Genomic DNA, 18,074 nt, shown 5'->3' with positions numbered 1-18,074 from the left:
AATCCCGTTTTGAGTTCAGAGGCTAGGGGGGGTGTCCGTCCGCTTCCGGGTTCATCAGTAAATATCAGTAAGGAGAGCATGTAATGACACAAGTAGTAGATTCTGGTGCAGGAGCCACTTTTGATATTGCCGTGCGCTGGGGCGATCTGGATGCCATGAATCATGTTAACAATACGGTTTACTTTCGCTACATCGAGGAAGCGCGTGTTCAGTTAATGATGAAGCTGGGCATGGTGCCACCTTCTCCACGTACCGGGGTGCTGGCTCATGCCAGCCTGGATTTCCTGCGTTCGATCCTGTATCCGGCCACTGTTCGGATTGTGCATAAATTATTGAAAGTCGGCGGCAGCAGCATTGAGCTGGAAGTCTTTGTAGGTGACGCAAATCAAGCTGATGTCATTTATGCACGTGGTCGCTGTGTGCTAGTGTCCATTAACCCCCAAGGTGGCTCTCAACCTTGGACCGAAGATGAGCGTAAACAGATACACTCGGTTTTTCAGGGTTAAGCTTTACGTATACGGAAAGCGTAGTCAAGTCGTAGAATGCCTGATAGCACCTTATGGTGCATAGCGGCATTATTGGACAAAGTTTGCTGTTTAGGCCAATTAAAGAGTTATTGGAGAGTCAATTGAATAAAGTCTATCCAAGCGCCAAGGAGGCGTTGCAGGGAGTCGTTGCCGACGGACAGACAGTCGCGGTAGGTGGATTCGGCTTGTGCGGAATTCCCGAAGCGCTGATTGCTGCGCTGCGCGATAGCGGAGTCAAAAACCTGACCTGCATTAGCAATAATGCCGGGGTGGATGGCTTTGGTCTGGGTCAGTTGTTGGAAACTCGTCAGATCCGCAAGATGATTTCCTCCTACGTGGGCGAGAACAAAGAGTTTGAACGTCAGTATCTGGCCGGCGAGCTGGAGCTGGACTTCACCCCTCAGGGCACACTGGCTGAAAAGTTGCGTGCCGGTGGTGCAGGCATTCCTGCTTTCTTTACCGCAACAGGCGTGGGCACCATCGTGGCTGAGGGTAAGGAAATTCGCGAGTTCAACGGTCAGCAATACGTGATGGAAGAGGCCCTGGTGCCCGATGTGTCACTGGTCAAAGCTTATAAGGCCGACCGCAGCGGCAACCTGGTGTTTCGCAAGACCGCGCGCAACTTCAACCCGAACGTGGCCATGGCTGGCAAGATCACCATTGTCGAGGTCGAGGAAATTGTCGAGACCGGCAGCCTGGACCCGGATGATGTGCATTTGCCCGGTATTTATGTGCACCGTATCGTGCTCAATGCACAGCCTGAAAAGCGCATTGAACAGCGTACCGTTCGTTCTTCCTGATTAGCGAGGCAAGATAATAATGGCTTGGAATAGAGATCAAATGGCGGCACGCGCCGCCCTGGAGCTTCAGGACGGCTTTTACGTCAACCTGGGTATTGGTTTGCCTACGCTGGTTGCCAACCACGTGCCCGAGGGCATTGAAGTCTGGCTGCAATCGGAAAACGGTTTGCTGGGCATTGGCCCCTTTCCGACCGAAGACAAGATTGATGCGGACCTTATCAACGCTGGCAAGCAAACCATCACCACCTTGCCCGGTTCGTCCATTTTTTCCTCGGCAGACTCGTTTGCCATGATTCGTGGCGGCAAGATCAATATCGCGATTCTGGGCGCCATGCAGGTGTCGGAAAAGGGTGATCTGGCCAACTGGATGATCCCTGGCAAGATGATCAAGGGCATGGGCGGTGCCATGGATCTGGTCGCTGGCGTTGGCCGTGTCGTGGTCCTGATGGAGCACGTGGCCACCAAGAAAGATGGCACGGAAGACCTGAAAATTCTGCCTGCTTGCACCTTGCCCCTGACAGGCGTGGGGGTGGTTGACCTCATCATTACCGATCTGGGAGTGATGGAAGTGACGGAAAATGGTTTAAAGTTGCTTGAGTTGGCACCAGAAGTCAGCCTTGAGTACATTCAGTCCAAGACAGGCGTCCCGCTGGACGTCAGTGCGGTGGCCTGATCGGTCTCTCTGGCTTAAAAAGCTTCGGCGCGAGTCGGAGCTTTTTTTATGTTTGATCGGTGCGTGAACGCTGTTTATGTAAAGGAAGTTGGCATGGCCCATCCCCCCGTTGCCGCACGCTTGCAGGCGCTGCGCGAACAAATGCAATTTCAGTCCGTGCAGGCAAGCATCTGGCCTACATCCGACCCTCATCTGTCTGAATACCTGCCTGATCGCTGGAAAAGCCGTCAGTGGCTCAGCGGATTTGTCGGATCGGCCGGGCTCCTGGTGGTGACGGCCGATTGGGCCGGCTTGTGGACCGATAGCCGTTATTGGGAGCAGGCAGCCAAGGAGCTGGACGGCAGAGGCATTCATTTGCAACGTGCCGGCGAGGCCGGCGTGCCGGAGCCAGCCAATTGGCTGGCGGAGCATTTGCCTGCCCAGTCGCGAGTCGCGCTCGATAGCCAGTCGGTGTCGGCACAAAGTCTGCTGGCCTGGCAAAAGGCCACGCCGGAGCTGGAGTGGGTGCTGGAAGCCGATTTGCTCAGCCCGATCTGGACGGACCGGCCTGCTGCGCCTGTTGGCCAGGTGGTGGAGCATCTGCCCCCTTTTGCCTGCCGTACTCGTCAGGAAAACTTGAGCAGCACCCGGGCCGCCATGCAGGAGCAGGGCGCCCATTGGCATTTGCTGAGCGCACTGGATGATATTGCCTGGACCCTGAATCTGCGCGGCAGTGATGTGTCCTATAACCCGGTGTTCCTGTCGTACTTGTTGATTGGCCCGGATCAGGCATTTCTGTTTGTGGATAGCAACAAGCTGTCGGCAGGCATACAGGAGGCGCTGGCTTTGGACGGCGTGCAAGTTCAAGGCTATACCGAGTTGTCCTCCTTCATGCGTGCTTTACCCGCGTCCATGCCTATCCTGCTGGATATGGCGCGGACCACGGCTTGGGCGGCGCAACTGGCGGCACATTTGAATGTAGTGGAGTACATCAATCCCGCTCAATTGCTCAAGTCCTGCAAGACCGATGCCGAGCTGGATCATGTGCGTGAAACCATGGAAAAAGACGGCGCTGCCTTATGCGAGTTCTTTGCCTGGTTTGAGCAGCAAAGCGACGTGAATGAGCTGGATGTGGATGAACATATCTGCGCTGCCCGTGCTCGTCAGGAAGGCTTTGTCAGCCCTAGTTTTGGCACGATTGCTGCTTATAACGCCAATGGCGCCATGCCGCACTATCAGGCTACCCAGCAGTCCCATGCCCGTATTGATGGCAATGGCTTGCTGCTGATCGATTCGGGCGGGCAGTATCAGGGGGGGACGACGGACATCACCCGAGTGGTGCCGGTGGGGCAGGTATCTGCCGAGCAGATTCGTGACTTCACGCTGGTGCTCAAAGGCATGGTGTCCTTGTCCATGCTGGTGTTCCCGGAAGGCATTGCCGGTCAGCAAATTGATGTGCTGGCGCGTCAGCCTTTGTGGGAACAGGGGCTGGACTTCGGTCATGGCACCGGACATGGCGTGGGGTACTTCATGAATGTGCATGAAGGTCCGCAGTCTATCTCCTGGCGAGGCCGTATCGGACCTCATTCGGCCATGCGTGCCGGTATGATTACGTCCAACGAGCCTGGCTTGTATCGTCCCGGCCAGTGGGGCATTCGTATCGAGAATCTGGTGGCGGCGGTACCAGCCATGCGCAGCGAGTACGGGCAATTTCTGCGTTTTGAAACCCTGACCTTGTGCCCCATTGATACGCGTTGTATAGATGCCGCACTACTGACCGCTGCCGAGCGTCAGTGGCTCAATGAATATCATCAGCAAGTGCGCGAACGTCTCTTGCCCCGTGTTCAGGGTGAGGCACGTACATGGCTTGAGCAAAGGACGCAGGCGATCTGATCGCACCGTCTGCTGTTGTCAATAGTTGCAAGGACAAGTGGTATTTCCGCTGTGAAATGCCACTTGTCGGGTCGCCAAGCATGGGCGCTTGCCGTTATAATCCAAATTTCCCGCTATCGCCTGATTTGACCTCAGGCGCCTTTTATAATGACCACCAAATATGTATTCGTAACGGGAGGCGTTGTGTCCTCCCTGGGCAAAGGTATTGCGGCTGCATCCCTGGCTGCCATCCTGGAGTCCCGCGGTTTGCGCGTGACTATGCTCAAGCTGGATCCCTACATCAACGTAGACCCGGGCACCATGAGCCCCTTCCAGCACGGTGAAGTGTTTGTTACTGAGGATGGTGCGGAAACTGACCTGGACCTGGGCCACTACGAGCGCTTTATTTCCGCTCGCATGCGCAAGGTCAACAACTTCACCACGGGCCAGATTTACGAATCCGTGCTGCGCAAAGAGCGTCGCGGGGATTATCTGGGCAAGACCGTGCAGGTTATCCCGCACATCACCAACGAAATCCAGGACTTCATCATTCGTGGCGCCAAGGCTGCCTACAATGGCGAGGCTGATGTTGCCATCGTCGAGATTGGCGGCACAGTGGGTGACATCGAATCCCAGCCTTTCCTGGAAGCTGCCCGCCAGATGAACCTACGCCTGGGCCGTAACAACACCGCTTTTGTTCACCTGACACTGGTGCCTTTCATTGCATCGGCTGGCGAACTCAAGACCAAACCTACCCAGCACTCGGTGCAAAAGCTGCGTGAAATCGGTATTCACCCCCATGCTTTGCTGTGCCGAGCCGATCGTGTCATTCCTGATGACGAGCTAGCCAAGATTTCGCTGTTCTCCAACGTGCCCATGGACGCCGTGATTTCGGTGTGGGATGCGGATTCCATTTACAAGATTCCAGCCATGCTGCACAAGCAAGGTCTGGACAGCTTGGTGTGCGATGCCTTGGCCTTGTCGCCTCCACCGGCAGATCTTTCCATGTGGGATCGTTTGGTCCAGGCACAGGAGAATCCAGAGCACGAAGTACGCATTGGTATGGTTGGCAAGTACGTAGACCTGACCGAATCCTACAAGTCGCTAAGCGAAGCGCTGGTTCATGCCGGTATCCATACCCGCACCCGTATCAATATCGAGTACCTGGATTCCGAAGTGATCGAGAATGAAGGTACGGATTGCTTGAAAGGTCTGGATGCCATTCTGGTCCCAGGTGGCTTTGGCAAACGTGGTACTGAAGGCAAGATTCGCGCCATTCAATACGCTCGTGAAAACGGCGTGCCATTCCTGGGCATTTGCCTGGGCATGCAATTGGCCGTGGTCGAGTTTGCTCGCAATGTGGGCAATCTGGTGGGCGCGAACTCCACCGAGTTCGATCCATCCGCCGTGCACCCGGTAGTAGCCCTGATTACCGAATGGGCTGATCGTGAAGGTAAGATTGAACACCGTGATGGCACCTCCGATCTGGGCGGCACCATGCGCAAGGGCGCACAGCGTTGCCCCGTGAAACCTGGTTCGCGCGCTGAAGCCATTTATGGCCCAGAAGTCAACGAGCGCCACCGTCACCGTTTCGAGGTCAACACCTTGTACGTGCCGCGCCTGGAAGAAGTGGGTATGGTAATCTCGGCTCGTACTCCTACCGAGAACCTGCCAGAAATCATGGAACTGCCTGATCATCCTTGGTTCATGGGCGTGCAATTCCATCCGGAATTCACCTCGACCCCGCGTGATGGCCACCCGCTGTTTACCAGCTATATCAAAGCTGCTCTGGAGCGCCAGAAAAAAACGGCTTGATAACTTGGTATGACTGAAAAGGCCCGCGCTATGCGGGCTTTTTCATTTAGGCAGACAAGTATGCTGCACGGTGATGCAGCATCGCTGTCTGGAATGTGGGAGAATGCAGCAATACTGAAACGAGGTCTATTATGGATTTATGCGGTTACGATGTTGGCCTGGATCGCCCCTTTTTTCTGATCGCTGGCCCTTGTGTGATTGAGTCGCGTCAAATGGCGTTTGATACAGCGGGTCAACTCGCCGAGATTACCTCGGCTCTGGGTATCCCCTTTATCTACAAAAGCTCGTTTGACAAGGCCAACCGGAGCTCGGATAAGTCCTATCGTGGTCCCGGCATGGCGGAAGGTCTGCAGATTCTGGCGGATGTGCGCTCGCACTACAAAGTGCCGGTCCTGACCGATGTGCACGACAAAGATCAGGTCGATGATGTGGCAGCCGTGGTGGACGTATTGCAAACCCCCGCTTTTCTATGCCGTCAGACCGACTTTATTCAGGCTTGCGCCGCTACTCTGAAACCCGTGAATATCAAAAAGGGCCAGTTCCTGGCGCCTCAGGATATGGTGCAGGTGGTGGCAAAAGCACGTGCAGCGGCAATGGAAATGGGCGGTGATGGCTCCACCATCATGGTCTGTGAGCGTGGCGCTTCGTTTGGCTACAACAATCTGGTATCCGACATGCGTTCCTTGGCGATCATGCGTGCCACGGATTGCCCGGTCGTGTTCGATGCCACTCACTCGGTGCAGTTGCCGGGTGGGCAGGGCACCTCGTCGGGTGGTCAGCGTGAGTTTGTTCCCGTGCTGGCGCGTGCCGCAGTTGCAGCAGGTGTGGCTGGCGTGTTCATGGAGACTCATCCTAATCCGGACAAGGCCTTGTCTGATGGCCCCAATGCCGTTCCCCTGTCACAGATGTCAGATTTGCTGCGGACGCTGCAACAGATCGATTCGATTGTTAAAAACAGCGGTGCCCTGCAGCACGGCTATTAAAAATAGTTTTGGAGACAGTATGCCTGCATATTTGATTGCGAATGTCGAAGTAAGCAACCCCGAACAGTACAAGCAGTACCAGGAGTTTTCCAGCCTTGCCCTGAAAGCTCACAATGTGAAAGTGTTGGTGCGTGGTGGCGAAACGGTCGCTCTGGAAGGCAATGCGCCTTTGCGTACCGTGGTCATGGAGTTCGACACGCTGGAACAGGCCCAGGCTTTCCATGATTCCGAGGAATACCGTCGTGCCCGTAAAGCGCGTGAAGGTGCGGCCAAAATGACCATGTACGTGGTGCAAGGTCTGTAAAAACAGGCTATTCCATCTAGACAGGCAGAAAAAGGGAGTGCGAAAACACTCCCTTTTTCTATGCTATGCAGGCATAGATCCGACCTGCTCGACCACTATTGCCTGAAGGCGTTGCTCTTGTTTTGATGCTCTCGAATGCCGAATGCCGAATGCCGAATGCCTTTGTGCCTGAAGGCAGGTGCGAGCGGGCGGATTTTTCAGCGTCACCAGGTGCTTTATCAGCCGCAGAGAGTGCTTTTTCCTTTCCTTATCGTCCCATGCCCCTTGTGAATACATGGCGACGCTTGCGGTTTAAAAACGTGGATCACGCAGGGCAGGCAGAGTAAGCTCGCGGACAAAGCTGGCGGGAGACAGTTGCAGCAGGCTGCGCACAATGGTGAGGACGTCATGGACTGGAATTGTCTGGCCTTGGTCCCGTTCAGCGGCAGCCCGCAGCGGAACATCCAGGCCATCTTCCGTATTCAGATAGCCCAGTTGCAGACACGTGACGGCCAGGCCTTGATCCCTATAACCTTCGCGCAGGCTGTCAGCTAAACCACTCAAGGCAAATTTCGTTGCCCCGAAAGCAACTTCCGGTCGACCGCTTTGGCGAAGGCCCGAAGTGGAGCCTGTCAGAATCAAGCGGGGCTGGCTGCTGCGCAGCATATTGGGCAGCAAGTGGCGTATAGCCAATAACGCGCCGGTCAGGTTTACATCAACCAGGCGGCGCAAAGCTTGATCGGACTGCGATAGAAAATCGTATTCCGGGCTGAATGCCGTGTCTTCCCAGATTCCCAGGTTATAGATCAGGACATCCAGCAAGTCCGGGCAGGCGGTTGCCAATTGGCTGGCGGCGTCAGGCTCGGACAAGTCGGCGCTGATCCAATGCTGATGGGCGCTGGGGTCTGGGTGCAGGGAGCTGGCCAAGGTGCTGGGTGGCCGTCTGGCCACACCATACAGCGTGTTGCCATCTTGGGCCAAGCCGTCCATCAAGGCGCGACCCAGACCCATGCTGGCACCAATAATCATGATATTCATACTGTTTTCCTGTGGAACAGATGTGCGTGGAGAGCATGGCTCTGCAGGTGATCGTTATTGTGTATCGGGATAGTGGGACAGGGGTTGATTCAGGCCGTACTTGTCAGGTTTTTCAGTCCCCCGTAGAATCGTTGACTAGGCAATAATTGTGTGGTCAATAGAAATGATAAACGCAGCAGAATCGACGCAGAAGACGCCGGGGCGTGTCTTGTCCGTCACAGAATCTATATTAGCGATGATGGGTTTGTGCTTTGTGGTGATGTTGGTAGCCATTGATCAGACCGTGGTCGGGACAGCCTTACCCACCATCGTGTCCGAGCTGCATGGCTTTGAGCTGTATGCCTGGGTGGCAACCGCGTATTTGCTGACTTCGGTGATTACCGTGCCTATCTTTGGTCGCTTGGGGGATTTTTATGGACGCCGCCGCTTCGTGCTGGTGTCCATTGTCCTTTTTACCTTGGCCTCTGTATTCTGTGGCATGGCGCAAAGCATGCTGCAGTTGGTACTTGCGCGGGCCTTGCAGGGCATAGCCGGGGGCATGTTGGTAGGGACGGCATTTGCCTGTGTGCCTGATCTGTTTCCCGATCCTCGTGTGCGTTTGCGCTGGCAAGTGATGCTTAGCGCGTCCTTTGGGATTGCGAACGGGATAGGGCCTTTTCTGGGTGGGATTTTGACCGAGCACTACGGCTGGCGCTCTGTGTTTTATGTCAACCTGCCTGTTGGCTTACTCAGCCTGTATTTTGTCTATCGCTACCTGCCGCAGATTCGTCACTTTCGTCAAACCCAAGTTCGCCTGGATTATCTGGGCGCTTTTTTGCTGATGGTCGGTTTGGCCTGTGTTCAACTATTGGTAGAGCTGCTGCCTCACTATGGTGGCAGCTATTTGATGGTCTTGTTGGGGCTGTGTAGTGTGGCCGCTTTTGTCTTATTGGTCAGTTGGGAGCGGCGGGTTGCGGAACCTTTGTTGCCCTTGGTTCTGTTCAGTAGTCCTGCTCAATTCTCCTTGCTGGTTCTGTCTGCCGGTTTGGGCTTTATCCTGTTTGGTCTCTTGTTCTACGCGCCTTTGTTGTTGCAAGGGGGGTATGGTCTACGCCCTCAAACAGCCGGTTTATTGGTCACCCCCTTGGTGGTGTTCATTACGGTGGGCAGTATCATTAATGGCCGTATGATTACGCGGCTGCCTCGTCCCACCCTGATGTTGTACCTGGGCTTGACGTTGTTGACGATTGCCTGTCTGGGCATGGTGTTCATCCAGAAAACCGATCCGCACTGGCATTTTGTCCTGTACGCCACGATTGCCGGAACCGGGGTTGGTTTCATCATGCCGAATTTGACGGTGTTTGCGCAGGAAATTGTAGAGCGTTCCATGCTGGGGATTGCCACGGCCATGCTACAGTCCATGCGCATGGTGGGCGGCATGTTGGGAACTGCTGTTGTCGGAGCCTTGATCAATTACCAATATGGAGAATCCATCCGCACGCAATTGACGGCTTTGCCTGCAAATGTCGTTAACGCGCTGCAAGACCCGCAAGTCTTGATGAGTGCAAGCCAGCAGTCACAGTTTCTGGAGCAGGCCGGGCTGGACGGGCAGATGTATCTGGGCTTGGCCCGCGATGCTCTGGCGCATGCCGTCAATATGGGTATGGCCGTGACCTTGCTGCTGATAGTCTGGTGTTTCTATTGGGTACGTAAAGTGCCGCCAATACGGTTTAATCGTCAAGAACAGTCTTGAACATGATGAATGAATTTCCGCAACTTCAAGCGGCTCAGCAATTGGGGCGCACCTATCGCAGTCTGATGGCGGCGTTTGACCAGCAGTTGGGCATGCCCTTGCCACGCTGGCGTGTCCTGATTGGCTTGTACCAAGAGAACGGCTGCCTGTCTCAAAAGCAGTTGGTTCGCTTGCTGCGCATTGATCCGGCTGCGGTGACACGGCAGCTTAAAAGCATTGAGTCCTTGGGGCTGGTTGAGCGCTTCACCGATGAGCAGGATAATCGGCTGACCAATGTGCGCCTAAGTCCTGCTGGCCGTGAGCTGGTTGAGGCCACCTTGCCGCGTCGCCGCCGCCTGGTGCAGGCCATGCTGCAAGATTTCTCCGACCAGGACTTGAACCAGTTGATCACCTTGTTGGGCAACTGGGAAAGCGCCTTGTTGAAAGCGGCCGACAAAGATTTACTTTGAGACGTATCGGTACTTTTTGTATTTACAGAGACGCCGCCTAGTCTCGGAATTTCTGGTGATAATAAACATGTGCCGGTTTCGATCAGGACGAAGGCAGGGGCTGGAGTCCCGGCTTTTTTCCAGCTTTCGAGACCAGACATGGCACGGCTGTGTCATGGGCAGGTACAATCCTGTTTTAGCAGGAGGGCAGGGGCGCTGATTGCACTATAGCTGTCGCGCTTGCTGATCTTTTCAACTTCCAGGCTAGGCGCCTTTTCAAGCTGATCTTCATATCGGTTTACGGCGATACGCCCGGCAGCAGGATTGTTTAACTTATCTAGCTTAATGCTACTTCAGGCAGGACTGTCAAAATCATGAGTGCAATCGTAGATATTATTGGCCGCGAGATTCTGGACTCCCGTGGTAATCCAACGGTGGAGTGTGATGTATTGCTCGAATCGGGCGCTATGGGGCGTGCCTCCGTTCCTTCTGGTGCATCCACTGGCGCTCGCGAAGCGTTGGAGCTGCGTGATGGTGACAAGAGCCGTTACCTGGGCAAAGGTGTTTTGCGCGCTGTCGAGAACCTGAACACAGAGATCTCCGAAGCCTTGATGGGCTTGGATGCTCAAGAACAAACCTTTATCGATCGCACCCTGATCGAGCTGGACGGCACCGAAGACAAGAGCCGCCTGGGCGCGAACGCCATGCTGGCTGCCAGTATGGCGGTGGCCCGTGCCGCTGCTGATGATTCGGGTCTGTCCCTGTACCGTTACTTTGGTGGCAGCGGTGCCATGGCCATGCCTGTGCCGATGATGAACGTCATCAACGGTGGCGCACACGCCAACAACACCCTGGACTTGCAAGAGTTCATGATCATGCCCGTGGGTGCCAAGAGCTTCCGCGAATCGCTGCGTATGGGTGCAGAAGTTTTCCACACCTTGAAAGGCCTGATCCACGATCAGGGCATGTCCACTGCGGTGGGCGATGAGGGTGGTTTTGCTCCGAACGTGGCCAACCACGAAGCCGCGATCGAGCTGATTCTGCGTGCTATCGAGCAAGCTGGCTACGAGCCTGGCACCCAGATTGCTCTGGCCCTGGACTGCGCGGCTTCCGAGTTCTACCGCGATGGTAAATACCACCTGGCTGGCGAAGGTGGCGTGTCCCTGAGCTCGCAAGACTTTGCCAACCTGTTGGCCAACTGGTGCGACAAGTACCCCATCATCTCCATCGAAGACGGCATGGCCGAAGACGATTGGGACGGGTGGCGCATTCTGAGCCAGCAATTGGGCGACAAGATCCAGTTGGTTGGTGACGATTTGTTTGTGACCAACACCAAGATTCTGAAGAAAGGGATCGAGTTGGGTATCGGTAACTCGATCCTGATCAAGATCAACCAGATCGGCACCCTGACCGAAACCTTTGCCGCTATTGAGATGGCCAAGCGCGCTGGTTACACCGCCGTGATTTCGCACCGCTCGGGTGAAACCGAAGATTCCACCATTGCGGACATCGCGGTGGCGACGAACGCCATGCAGATCAAAACAGGCTCCTTGTCCCGTTCTGATCGCATGTCCAAGTACAACCAGTTGTTGCGTATTGAGGAAGAATTGGCAGAAGTTGCTACCTTCCCAGGTCGCGAAGCGTTCTATAATCTGCGCTAATTCTGTTTGATGGACCGGGTCGTAAGACCCGGTTCTTATATCGCCATGCGCCTGATCGTTCTGCTCCTGCTGTGTTTGACCCTGGTAACCCATTACGCTTTATGGTGGGGCAAAGGCGGTTGGCTGGACGTACGGCAAATGCAGACCAAGCTGGTCGCGCAAAAAGAAACCAATGAAGCCCTGACAGCGCGTAATAACGCTTTGCTGGCTGAGGTTCAGGATTTACGTTCGGGTACTCATGCCGTTGAAGAGCGGGCCCGTAGCGAGTTTGGCATGATGCGTGAAGGCGAGATCTTTGTGCAGATCGTGCCTCCCGGTGGTTCGGCTGCCACGACAGCCAGCCCACGCTAAGAAGTAGCGCGCAAGGCGCTGCTGGAATGGCTGATCAGCCAGTTCAGTTCTGATTATTCTTCTACCTTATGTTTGGGTCGTTGATCCGGGCTTTGTTGCGCCCCTTGGATGTGGGCCTGAATGGGACTTGGTTTTAAGTGCCAGTCATCTCAGGATAAGAGTCAGTGGCGTAGTGGCTATGAAGTCCCTTTGGCTTTGTGGGTTTTGTGATCGCCTTATCTGCATTTTCTTTCTCCTTGGTCTTCTTTACTGCCCTGACTACGGCCACAACGGGTTGTAATTCTGTCTCCCGCTTGGGCAGGAATGCGTTTATAGCGTCCTATGCCGCCGACACCTGACGCCCGCCTTGGGTCGCGCTGCAGTTAGTAGCAGGCGGGGTTTGGGGGCAGGGAGTCAGCTCCTCCTGAGTCTGGGGTGGGGGCGGCAGGTCCTGGAGAGTGGGTGCCATCACCTGGTCCTTGAACAGAGTCATTCCATGAGGGCAGACGACCACTCCCATCCGTCGATGGTATTCCCGCTGGCTCTCTATCTGCTGACCAGCCTGTTTGGGAGACTGGCAAGGCAAGCGCGTTTTCAGTTTGCTGGGTATAGATAACTCGACCGTCAGCTAAGTCATCCCACTGCACTGCATCGGACTGCATAGGGTGTCTGATTTCCAGGCGTAGCCAGACCGCTGCAGAACCTGAAGGACTGGGCATACTGGCGGCAAACTTGGGTAGCAGGCGAAGCAAGGAAAGAGGCCCTGGCTTATGGGCATAGAGCAGGTACAAGTGTAGTGTGTTGGCCTGGTAGATGCTGGGGCCGCCGTGGCTGGCTTGCCCGTCTTGCAGCGCCTGCCAGCCTTGGGTAATACTTGCACGCCCCTTATGCTGCCCGGAGGGCTTGCCGTACTGCATAAAAGCCTGCACTGAGGGAGACAGAATCTGGATTTGCCACTGATCGTGTAGGGGCACGTTGGCAGCGGCCAGTGTTTGGCCGAATGCCAAGGCAATGGTTTCAGGCTGGGCATGATGCACGCTGGCCTGGCGTGCGGCCTGTAACAGGCCGTGCTGTAGGCGTACGCGCAAGGAGTACAGCGTCAGCACGTCCAGCACCAGCCAGCTAAGCAGGATGATGGCCAGCAGGGCTCCCATAATGTGAGAGCCAGCCAAGCCGGATTGACGATGGAGTGAAGAAAAAAAATCAGCCATGATGGTTGTCATCATGGCTGACTGTCTTCTAGCCCGATAGAGGGACTTGTGCGAGCGTAGTGTCTCGTAGAGATATCGGTCTAGTGCAGGGTGTCATCACCCGGCTGCGTGTCGCCCTTGTCGACAAACAGGGATGCACAATCGATTGCATCGTACTGATAGGGTTTACCGCAGAAGTTGCAGGACACATTGATGGTGTCTTGTTCTGCCAGCATTTGCTCGATCTCTGCCTGGCCCAGCATACGCAGCATATTGCTGACGCGTTGACGGGAACAAGGGCAATGCCAGCGTACGGACTGGGGTTCGAAGACTTGCAGATCTTCTTCCCAAAACAGGCGATGAATCAAGGTGTCGCTATCTAGCTGCAATAACTCCTGGGTCTGGACCGTGGAGCCCAGCGCCAGAGCGCGTTCCCAGGTGTCCAGGTTCTGAGCCAGACTGTGGCCGCCTTGGGGTGGGATGCGTTGTAGCAAAAGACCCCCGCAGCGGTTTTCATCGGCGGCCAGCCACAAGTGTGTATCCAGTTGCTCGGAGGTGCGCATATAGGTTTGCAGCACCTCGGCGACTGTTTCACCTTCCAGCGGAACTACGCCTTGGTAGGGACGGAAGTCCTTGCTGCTTTGGCGAGGGGCCAAGACGACAGTAAAGCGGCCCTGGCCTTGCGGATTCAGCAGGGTTTGCAAGGTGCCGGTTTGGGGCACGGGATGGTTCTCACGCAGCGAAACCGTTGCGCGTATGTCCATGTCCGAGGTGCACTCCACTACCAGCAGGGCAATGGGACCATCACCCTGGATTTGTAGAATCAGGGAGCCGTCAAACTTGAGATTGCCCGCCAGGAGCACCGACGCGGCTACCAACTCGCCCAGCAAGTCGCGGATGCAGGCAGGGTAGTGTTGGTGTTCCAGCCCCATTTGCCAGGCTTGTTCAAGATGGACAATCTGGGCGCGTGTGCTTTGGTCGGCGAACAGGTATTTTTTTAAAATGTCAGTCATGACTTTGCGGTACTACTAAAAAATGAAGAGGCAGCCTGCCTGCTCAGGTGGCCGCCGAAGTAACACGGGTGGGGCGCGCATCGATCAGACGAGTCTTGCTAAGACGGTCGTGCAGGAACTGCTGGTCTTTGTCGAACCAGGTCCAGATAAAGTTCAGAAAAGGCGTAAACACAATAAGAAGGTCCGTGGACGCATAGCCTGTGTAGCCAGACAGAAGCTGAATCAGCAAAGCCCCCAGCAAGGGCAGGGGCCATAGCAGAATATAACGCAGCAGCAGGGTACCGAGGGCAGGAATCTGGCCCTGCTCGTTCACCAGACGCATATGCCAGGTCTTCATGGGCAGGGTTTGGCCTGCTTTGCGCCAGCACAGTACGAAATAAATCCCCAATGCAATAAACAGAATGACCTGACGCACATGACGCAGATCCAGGCCGCTACGGCTTTGGGTCAAAGTATCAAACAGATAGCCGGCGGTAAAAATAACGCCAAACAGCAGGATGGATTCATACATCATGCAGGCAAAGCGTCGCCAGCGGCCAGGAGTAGTGAAGGTGGGTGTCATGGTGCGTTTTGAAGCAGGCAAGACTGTCATTATCGCGTATATCGGAGGCGAACGGAACGTCGCCCCTATAAACAAGGGCCAAGCCATTGATTGATATGGACTTGGCCCTTGGGGCATGTGCAAGACTGTTTAACGCTTAATCGTCGCTGGCCGAATCTTCGCTGGTGCCCGGGGCCGTTTCGTTATTGCGATAGCTGGCCGGAACCATGTCAAAGCAGAACAGACGGCAATCCAGAGCGCCGTTGTACAGTGGGTAACGACGCTTGGGCTTGAGGCGCATATGACGCGGCAGCTCCAGGTCGCTGCTGATCATGTTGACGCTCCAGTTGGCGAAGTTTTGCTTGAGGTTGCTGGCCCAGTTTGGCCAGAAGTCCTCGTCCTGATGTTCCAGACGCTCGCCGTAAGGAGGATTGGTGACAATCCAGCCGGCTTCTGTCTCGGGGCGAATCTTCAGGGCATCGCCTTGCTCGAAGCGAATCGTCTCCAGCGTCAGGTGCGAGCGTTCCAGATTGGAACGGGCAGCATCCAGAACGGTAGGGTTGATGTCGTAGCCAATGAGCGGGGTATCCAGACGAGGGGCGATCATGGAACGCGCTTCGTCCTTGATGTCACGCCACAAACGCTGGTCGTGGCAGCGCAGACGCTCGAAGTGGAAGGGACGCCAGATTCCGGGAGGTGCTCCCAGAGCCATCCAGGCGGCTTCGATCAGAATTGTGCCACTACCGCAGAAGGGGTCGATCAAGGGTTTGCTGGGGTCCCAGCCAGATAGGACCAATAGGCCCGCTGCCAGGTTTTCACGCAAAGGCGCATCGCCCTTGTCGTGACGCCAGCCACGCTTGAACAGGGACTCGCCACTGGTGTCCAGATAGAAGGTGGCGCTGGTCTCATCCAGGAACAAATGTACCTTGGCGTCCGGGCGTACCGTGTCGATGGAAGGACGTGCGCCTTCCAGATCTCGCAGGCGGTCACAAATCCCGTCTTTGGCGCGCAGATTGCAGTATTGCAGGCTTTGCATGGGGCTGCGTACCGCCGAGGTGTCAACGCGCAGTGTTTGCTCGGGGCCGAACCAGCGCTCCCAAGGCGTTACGCGGGCCAGGGCCAGAATGTCTTCCTCGTTGGTGACAGGAGCGTGCGAGACTTCCAGCAAAATGCGTGTCGCCAGTCTTGAGGACAGGTTGGCGCGCATGACGCCGATCCAGTCTGCGTCAAAATGGCAGCCGGCACGGCCGGTTTGCACGTTCTCGTAACCCAGTGCTTGCAGTTCCAGCGACAGCGCCTCTTCCAGCCCTTGGGGGCAGGGTGCAAATAGACGGTAGCGTTCGCCTTGCAGGGCTTTGACCTGGACGCGCTCATTTTGCTCGATATTGCTATCGGGCAGGCGTTGGCCGGGCTTGGGGGCCTGAGGGCTATCTACACGTTGGATGGGAGACACGTACTGCGGAAAGGCATCCGAATCACCGGCGGGCTTGAATAAGCCACTGGGCATTTTTCCAGCAGGGGTACGGTCCGAAGTTTCCTTGTCACCTTGGAACGCAGGGCGTTCGCGGCGCTCGCCAGAGAAATTACGGCGTTCACCGGTTTGCGGGCGGCTGTCGCGGTCACGGTTGAATGCCGGGCGCTCACGGCGTTCACCTGAGAATTCACGACGTTCGCCCGATTGTGGACGGCCACCTTCGCGGTTGCGGTCAAATGCGGGACGTTCGCGGCGTTCACCAGAGAATTCGCGACGTTCACCCGATTGCGGACGGCTACCTTCGCGGTTGCGGTCGAAAGCGGGACGCTCACGGCGCTCGCCAGAGAACTCACGACGTTCGCCCGATTGCGGACGGCCACCTTCGCGGTTGCGGTCAAATGCGGGACGCTCACGGCGTTCACCGGAGAACTCACGACGTTCGCCCGATTGCGTACGGCCACCTTCGCGGTTGCGGTCGAAAGCGGGACGTTCACGGCGTTCACCGGAGAATTCACGACGTTCGCCCGATTGCGTACGGCCACCTTCGCGGTTGCGGTCGAATGCGGGACGTTCGCGGCGTTCACCGGAGAATTCACGACGTTCGCCCGATTGCGGACGGCCACCTTCGCGGTTGCGGTCGAAAGCGGGACGCTCACGACGTTCACCCGATTGTGGACGGCCACCTTCGCGGTTGCGGTCAAATGCGGGACGCTCACGACGCTCACCAGAGAATTCACGACGTTCGCCCGATTGCGGACGGCTACCTTCGCGGTTGCGGTCGAAAGCGGGACGTTCACGGCGCTCGCCAGAGAACTCACGACGTTCGCCCGATTGCGGACGGCTACCTTCGCGGTTGCGGTCGAAAGCGGGACGTTCACGGCGCTCGCCAGAGAACTCACGACGTTCGCCCGATTGCGGACGGCCACCTTCGCGGTTGCGGTCAAATGCGGGACGCTCACGACGCTCACCAGAGAATTCACGACGTTCGCCCGATTGTGGACGGCCACCTTCGCGGTTGCGGTCGAAAGCGGGACGCTCACGGCGCTCACCAGAGAATTCGCGACGTTCGCCCGATTGCGGACGGCCACCTTCGCGGTCACGGTTGAATGCGGGACGCTCACGGCGTTCCTGGTCACGTTTTTCTACGTAGGGGCGTGCCTCGCGTTTGGGGCCGCCTTGGCGGTCTTGCTGCTGGCTGGCCGCACGTGCGCGCGCACCCGAGCGCACGCGGGGTTCCGCATTGCTGGCTTTCTTTTTAGTGCCTGGGCTCAGGCTAAGTGTCTTGCGTTCAGATTGGTCTGACATGAATAAGGTATTAGAAGGGTTTTATAACCACCAGGATGAGGACCAGCAGCAGAACGATGACCGGAATTTCATTGAACCAGCGGAAGAATACGTGTGAGCGGCTTTGTTTCCCTTGTTGGAACTGCCGCAGATAGCGCCCGCACACACCGTGAAAGGCAAACAGGATCAAAACCAGGGTTAGTTTGGCATGCATCCAACCCTGTCCTTTGCCTATGCCGTAATACAAAAATAGTCCCAGGCCTGTCAGCAAGGTCAAAATGGCCAAAGGGGCCATAAAACGATACAGGCGTCGGGCCATACCCAAGAGCGTTTCATAGGTCTTGGTATCTTGCTCCTGGGCAAGATTGACATAGATGCGGGGCAGATAAAATAGCCCCGCAAACCAGGAGGTTACAAACAAGATGTGAAATGTTTTTAACCAAAGCATGAT

17 protein-coding genes are annotated in these 18,074 nt (G+C 56.0%); 11 read left to right on the top strand and 6 right to left on the bottom strand.

Annotated features, from left to right (window positions below; genetic code table 11):
* The first annotated feature begins 83 nt into the window (after positions 1 to 83).
* From AC6I6N_RS06640 to AC6I6N_RS06610, 7 genes are all read left to right on the top strand, one after another.
* Positions 84 to 506 carry an acyl-CoA thioesterase gene (locus tag AC6I6N_RS06640; RefSeq protein ID WP_108727741.1) on the top strand — a complete coding sequence of 141 codons (423 nt, stop codon included), beginning with the start codon at positions 84 to 86 and terminating at the stop codon, positions 504 to 506.
* A gap of 122 nt (positions 507 to 628) precedes the next feature.
* Complete coding sequence (locus tag AC6I6N_RS06635) at positions 629 to 1,327, top strand: CoA transferase subunit A (protein ID WP_094197279.1); 699 nt, start codon at positions 629 to 631, stop codon at positions 1,325 to 1,327.
* A gap of 19 nt (positions 1,328 to 1,346) precedes the next feature.
* Positions 1,347 to 2,000 (top strand): CoA transferase subunit B, encoded by a 654-nt coding sequence (locus AC6I6N_RS06630; RefSeq protein WP_042482349.1) that lies wholly within the window; start codon positions 1,347 to 1,349, stop codon positions 1,998 to 2,000.
* A gap of 93 nt (positions 2,001 to 2,093) precedes the next feature.
* Complete coding sequence (locus AC6I6N_RS06625; RefSeq protein ID WP_429647017.1) at positions 2,094 to 3,872, top strand: aminopeptidase P family protein; 1,779 nt, start codon at positions 2,094 to 2,096, stop codon at positions 3,870 to 3,872.
* A 147-nt stretch (positions 3,873 to 4,019) separates the two neighbouring features.
* Positions 4,020 to 5,666: a CTP synthase gene (gene pyrG / locus AC6I6N_RS06620; RefSeq protein ID WP_094197277.1), complete on the top strand. Its 1,647-nt coding sequence runs from the start codon at positions 4,020 to 4,022 to the stop codon at positions 5,664 to 5,666.
* Positions 5,667 to 5,797: 131 nt separating this feature from the next.
* Complete coding sequence (kdsA, locus tag AC6I6N_RS06615) at positions 5,798 to 6,649, top strand: 3-deoxy-8-phosphooctulonate synthase (RefSeq protein WP_166726999.1); 852 nt, start codon at positions 5,798 to 5,800, stop codon at positions 6,647 to 6,649.
* A 19-nt stretch (positions 6,650 to 6,668) separates the two neighbouring features.
* Positions 6,669 to 6,953 carry a DUF1330 domain-containing protein gene (locus AC6I6N_RS06610; RefSeq protein ID WP_094197276.1) on the top strand — a complete coding sequence of 95 codons (285 nt, stop codon included), beginning with the start codon at positions 6,669 to 6,671 and terminating at the stop codon, positions 6,951 to 6,953.
* 291 nt (positions 6,954 to 7,244) lie between these two features.
* Here the strand turns inward: AC6I6N_RS06610 and AC6I6N_RS06605 are convergent, their stop codons facing one another.
* On the bottom strand, positions 7,245 to 7,970 hold the full coding sequence (locus AC6I6N_RS06605) for an SDR family NAD(P)-dependent oxidoreductase (protein WP_264671807.1): 726 nt from the start codon (positions 7,968 to 7,970) through the stop codon (positions 7,245 to 7,247).
* 163 nt (positions 7,971 to 8,133) lie between these two features.
* Between AC6I6N_RS06605 and AC6I6N_RS06600 the strand changes: the two genes are divergently transcribed.
* From AC6I6N_RS06600 to ftsB, 4 genes are all read left to right on the top strand, one after another.
* Positions 8,134 to 9,702 (top strand): MFS transporter, encoded by a 1,569-nt coding sequence (locus AC6I6N_RS06600; RefSeq protein WP_429647021.1) that lies wholly within the window; start codon positions 8,134 to 8,136, stop codon positions 9,700 to 9,702.
* Between the two features lie 2 nt (positions 9,703 to 9,704).
* Positions 9,705 to 10,151, top strand: coding sequence for a MarR family winged helix-turn-helix transcriptional regulator (locus AC6I6N_RS06595; RefSeq protein ID WP_123049828.1), 447 nt, complete (start codon positions 9,705 to 9,707; stop codon positions 10,149 to 10,151).
* 353 nt (positions 10,152 to 10,504) lie between these two features.
* Complete coding sequence (gene eno, locus AC6I6N_RS06590; RefSeq protein ID WP_009456510.1) at positions 10,505 to 11,791, top strand: phosphopyruvate hydratase; 1,287 nt, start codon at positions 10,505 to 10,507, stop codon at positions 11,789 to 11,791.
* 9 nt (positions 11,792 to 11,800) lie between these two features.
* Positions 11,801 to 12,142 carry a cell division protein FtsB gene (ftsB, locus tag AC6I6N_RS06585; RefSeq protein WP_230017720.1) on the top strand — a complete coding sequence of 114 codons (342 nt, stop codon included), beginning with the start codon at positions 11,801 to 11,803 and terminating at the stop codon, positions 12,140 to 12,142.
* 362 nt (positions 12,143 to 12,504) lie between these two features.
* Here the strand turns inward: ftsB and AC6I6N_RS06580 are convergent, their stop codons facing one another.
* From AC6I6N_RS06580 to AC6I6N_RS06560, 5 genes are all read right to left on the bottom strand, one after another.
* Entirely contained in the window at positions 12,505 to 13,347 is an 843-nt protein-coding gene (locus tag AC6I6N_RS06580) for a TadE/TadG family type IV pilus assembly protein (protein ID WP_230017723.1), read from the bottom strand.
* Positions 13,348 to 13,412: 65 nt separating this feature from the next.
* Positions 13,413 to 14,324, bottom strand: a complete 912-nt coding sequence (gene hslO, locus AC6I6N_RS06575) for an Hsp33 family molecular chaperone HslO (protein ID WP_094197271.1) — start codon at positions 14,322 to 14,324, stop codon at positions 13,413 to 13,415.
* A 43-nt stretch (positions 14,325 to 14,367) separates the two neighbouring features.
* Entirely contained in the window at positions 14,368 to 14,916 is a 549-nt protein-coding gene (locus AC6I6N_RS06570) for an RDD family protein (RefSeq protein ID WP_162496899.1), read from the bottom strand.
* Between the two features lie 106 nt (positions 14,917 to 15,022).
* Complete coding sequence (locus AC6I6N_RS06565) at positions 15,023 to 16,372, bottom strand: THUMP domain-containing class I SAM-dependent RNA methyltransferase (protein ID WP_230018760.1); 1,350 nt, start codon at positions 16,370 to 16,372, stop codon at positions 15,023 to 15,025.
* Positions 16,373 to 17,654: 1,282 nt separating this feature from the next.
* Positions 17,655 to 18,071 (bottom strand): CopD family protein, encoded by a 417-nt coding sequence (locus AC6I6N_RS06560; RefSeq protein ID WP_094197268.1) that lies wholly within the window; start codon positions 18,069 to 18,071, stop codon positions 17,655 to 17,657.
* Positions 18,072 to 18,074: the final 3 nt, after the last annotated feature.

This window comes from Alcaligenes sp. LTN-3, assembly GCF_059735605.1.
This window is presented reverse-complemented; position numbering and strand designations above follow the sequence as displayed.

Excerpts from the sequence above, each read along its gene's own strand:
- AC6I6N_RS06600 (WP_429647021.1), top strand. The coding sequence starts at position 8,134 with ATGATAAACGCAGCAGAATCGACGCAGAAGACGCCGGGGCGTGTCTTG.
- AC6I6N_RS06560 (WP_094197268.1), bottom strand. The coding sequence starts at position 18,071 with ATGCTTTGGTTAAAAACATTTCACATCTTGTTTGTAACCTCCTGGTTT.
- AC6I6N_RS06605 (WP_264671807.1), bottom strand. The coding sequence starts at position 7,970 with ATGAATATCATGATTATTGGTGCCAGCATGGGTCTGGGTCGCGCCTTG.
- AC6I6N_RS06640 (WP_108727741.1), top strand. The coding sequence starts at position 84 with ATGACACAAGTAGTAGATTCTGGTGCAGGAGCCACTTTTGATATTGCC.
- AC6I6N_RS06610 (WP_094197276.1), top strand. The coding sequence starts at position 6,669 with ATGCCTGCATATTTGATTGCGAATGTCGAAGTAAGCAACCCCGAACAG.
- ftsB (WP_230017720.1), top strand. The coding sequence starts at position 11,801 with ATGGACCGGGTCGTAAGACCCGGTTCTTATATCGCCATGCGCCTGATC.
- eno (WP_009456510.1), top strand. The coding sequence starts at position 10,505 with ATGAGTGCAATCGTAGATATTATTGGCCGCGAGATTCTGGACTCCCGT.
- kdsA (WP_166726999.1), top strand. The coding sequence starts at position 5,798 with ATGGATTTATGCGGTTACGATGTTGGCCTGGATCGCCCCTTTTTTCTG.
- AC6I6N_RS06570 (WP_162496899.1), bottom strand. The coding sequence starts at position 14,916 with ATGACAGTCTTGCCTGCTTCAAAACGCACCATGACACCCACCTTCACT.
- AC6I6N_RS06625 (WP_429647017.1), top strand. The coding sequence starts at position 2,094 with ATGGCCCATCCCCCCGTTGCCGCACGCTTGCAGGCGCTGCGCGAACAA.
- AC6I6N_RS06630 (WP_042482349.1), top strand. The coding sequence starts at position 1,347 with ATGGCTTGGAATAGAGATCAAATGGCGGCACGCGCCGCCCTGGAGCTT.
- AC6I6N_RS06565 (WP_230018760.1), bottom strand. The coding sequence starts at position 16,372 with ATGCCCAGTGGCTTATTCAAGCCCGCCGGTGATTCGGATGCCTTTCCG.
- hslO (WP_094197271.1), bottom strand. The coding sequence starts at position 14,324 with ATGACTGACATTTTAAAAAAATACCTGTTCGCCGACCAAAGCACACGC.
- pyrG (WP_094197277.1), top strand. The coding sequence starts at position 4,020 with ATGACCACCAAATATGTATTCGTAACGGGAGGCGTTGTGTCCTCCCTG.
- AC6I6N_RS06595 (WP_123049828.1), top strand. The coding sequence starts at position 9,705 with ATGATGAATGAATTTCCGCAACTTCAAGCGGCTCAGCAATTGGGGCGC.
- AC6I6N_RS06580 (WP_230017723.1), bottom strand. The coding sequence starts at position 13,347 with ATGATGACAACCATCATGGCTGATTTTTTTTCTTCACTCCATCGTCAA.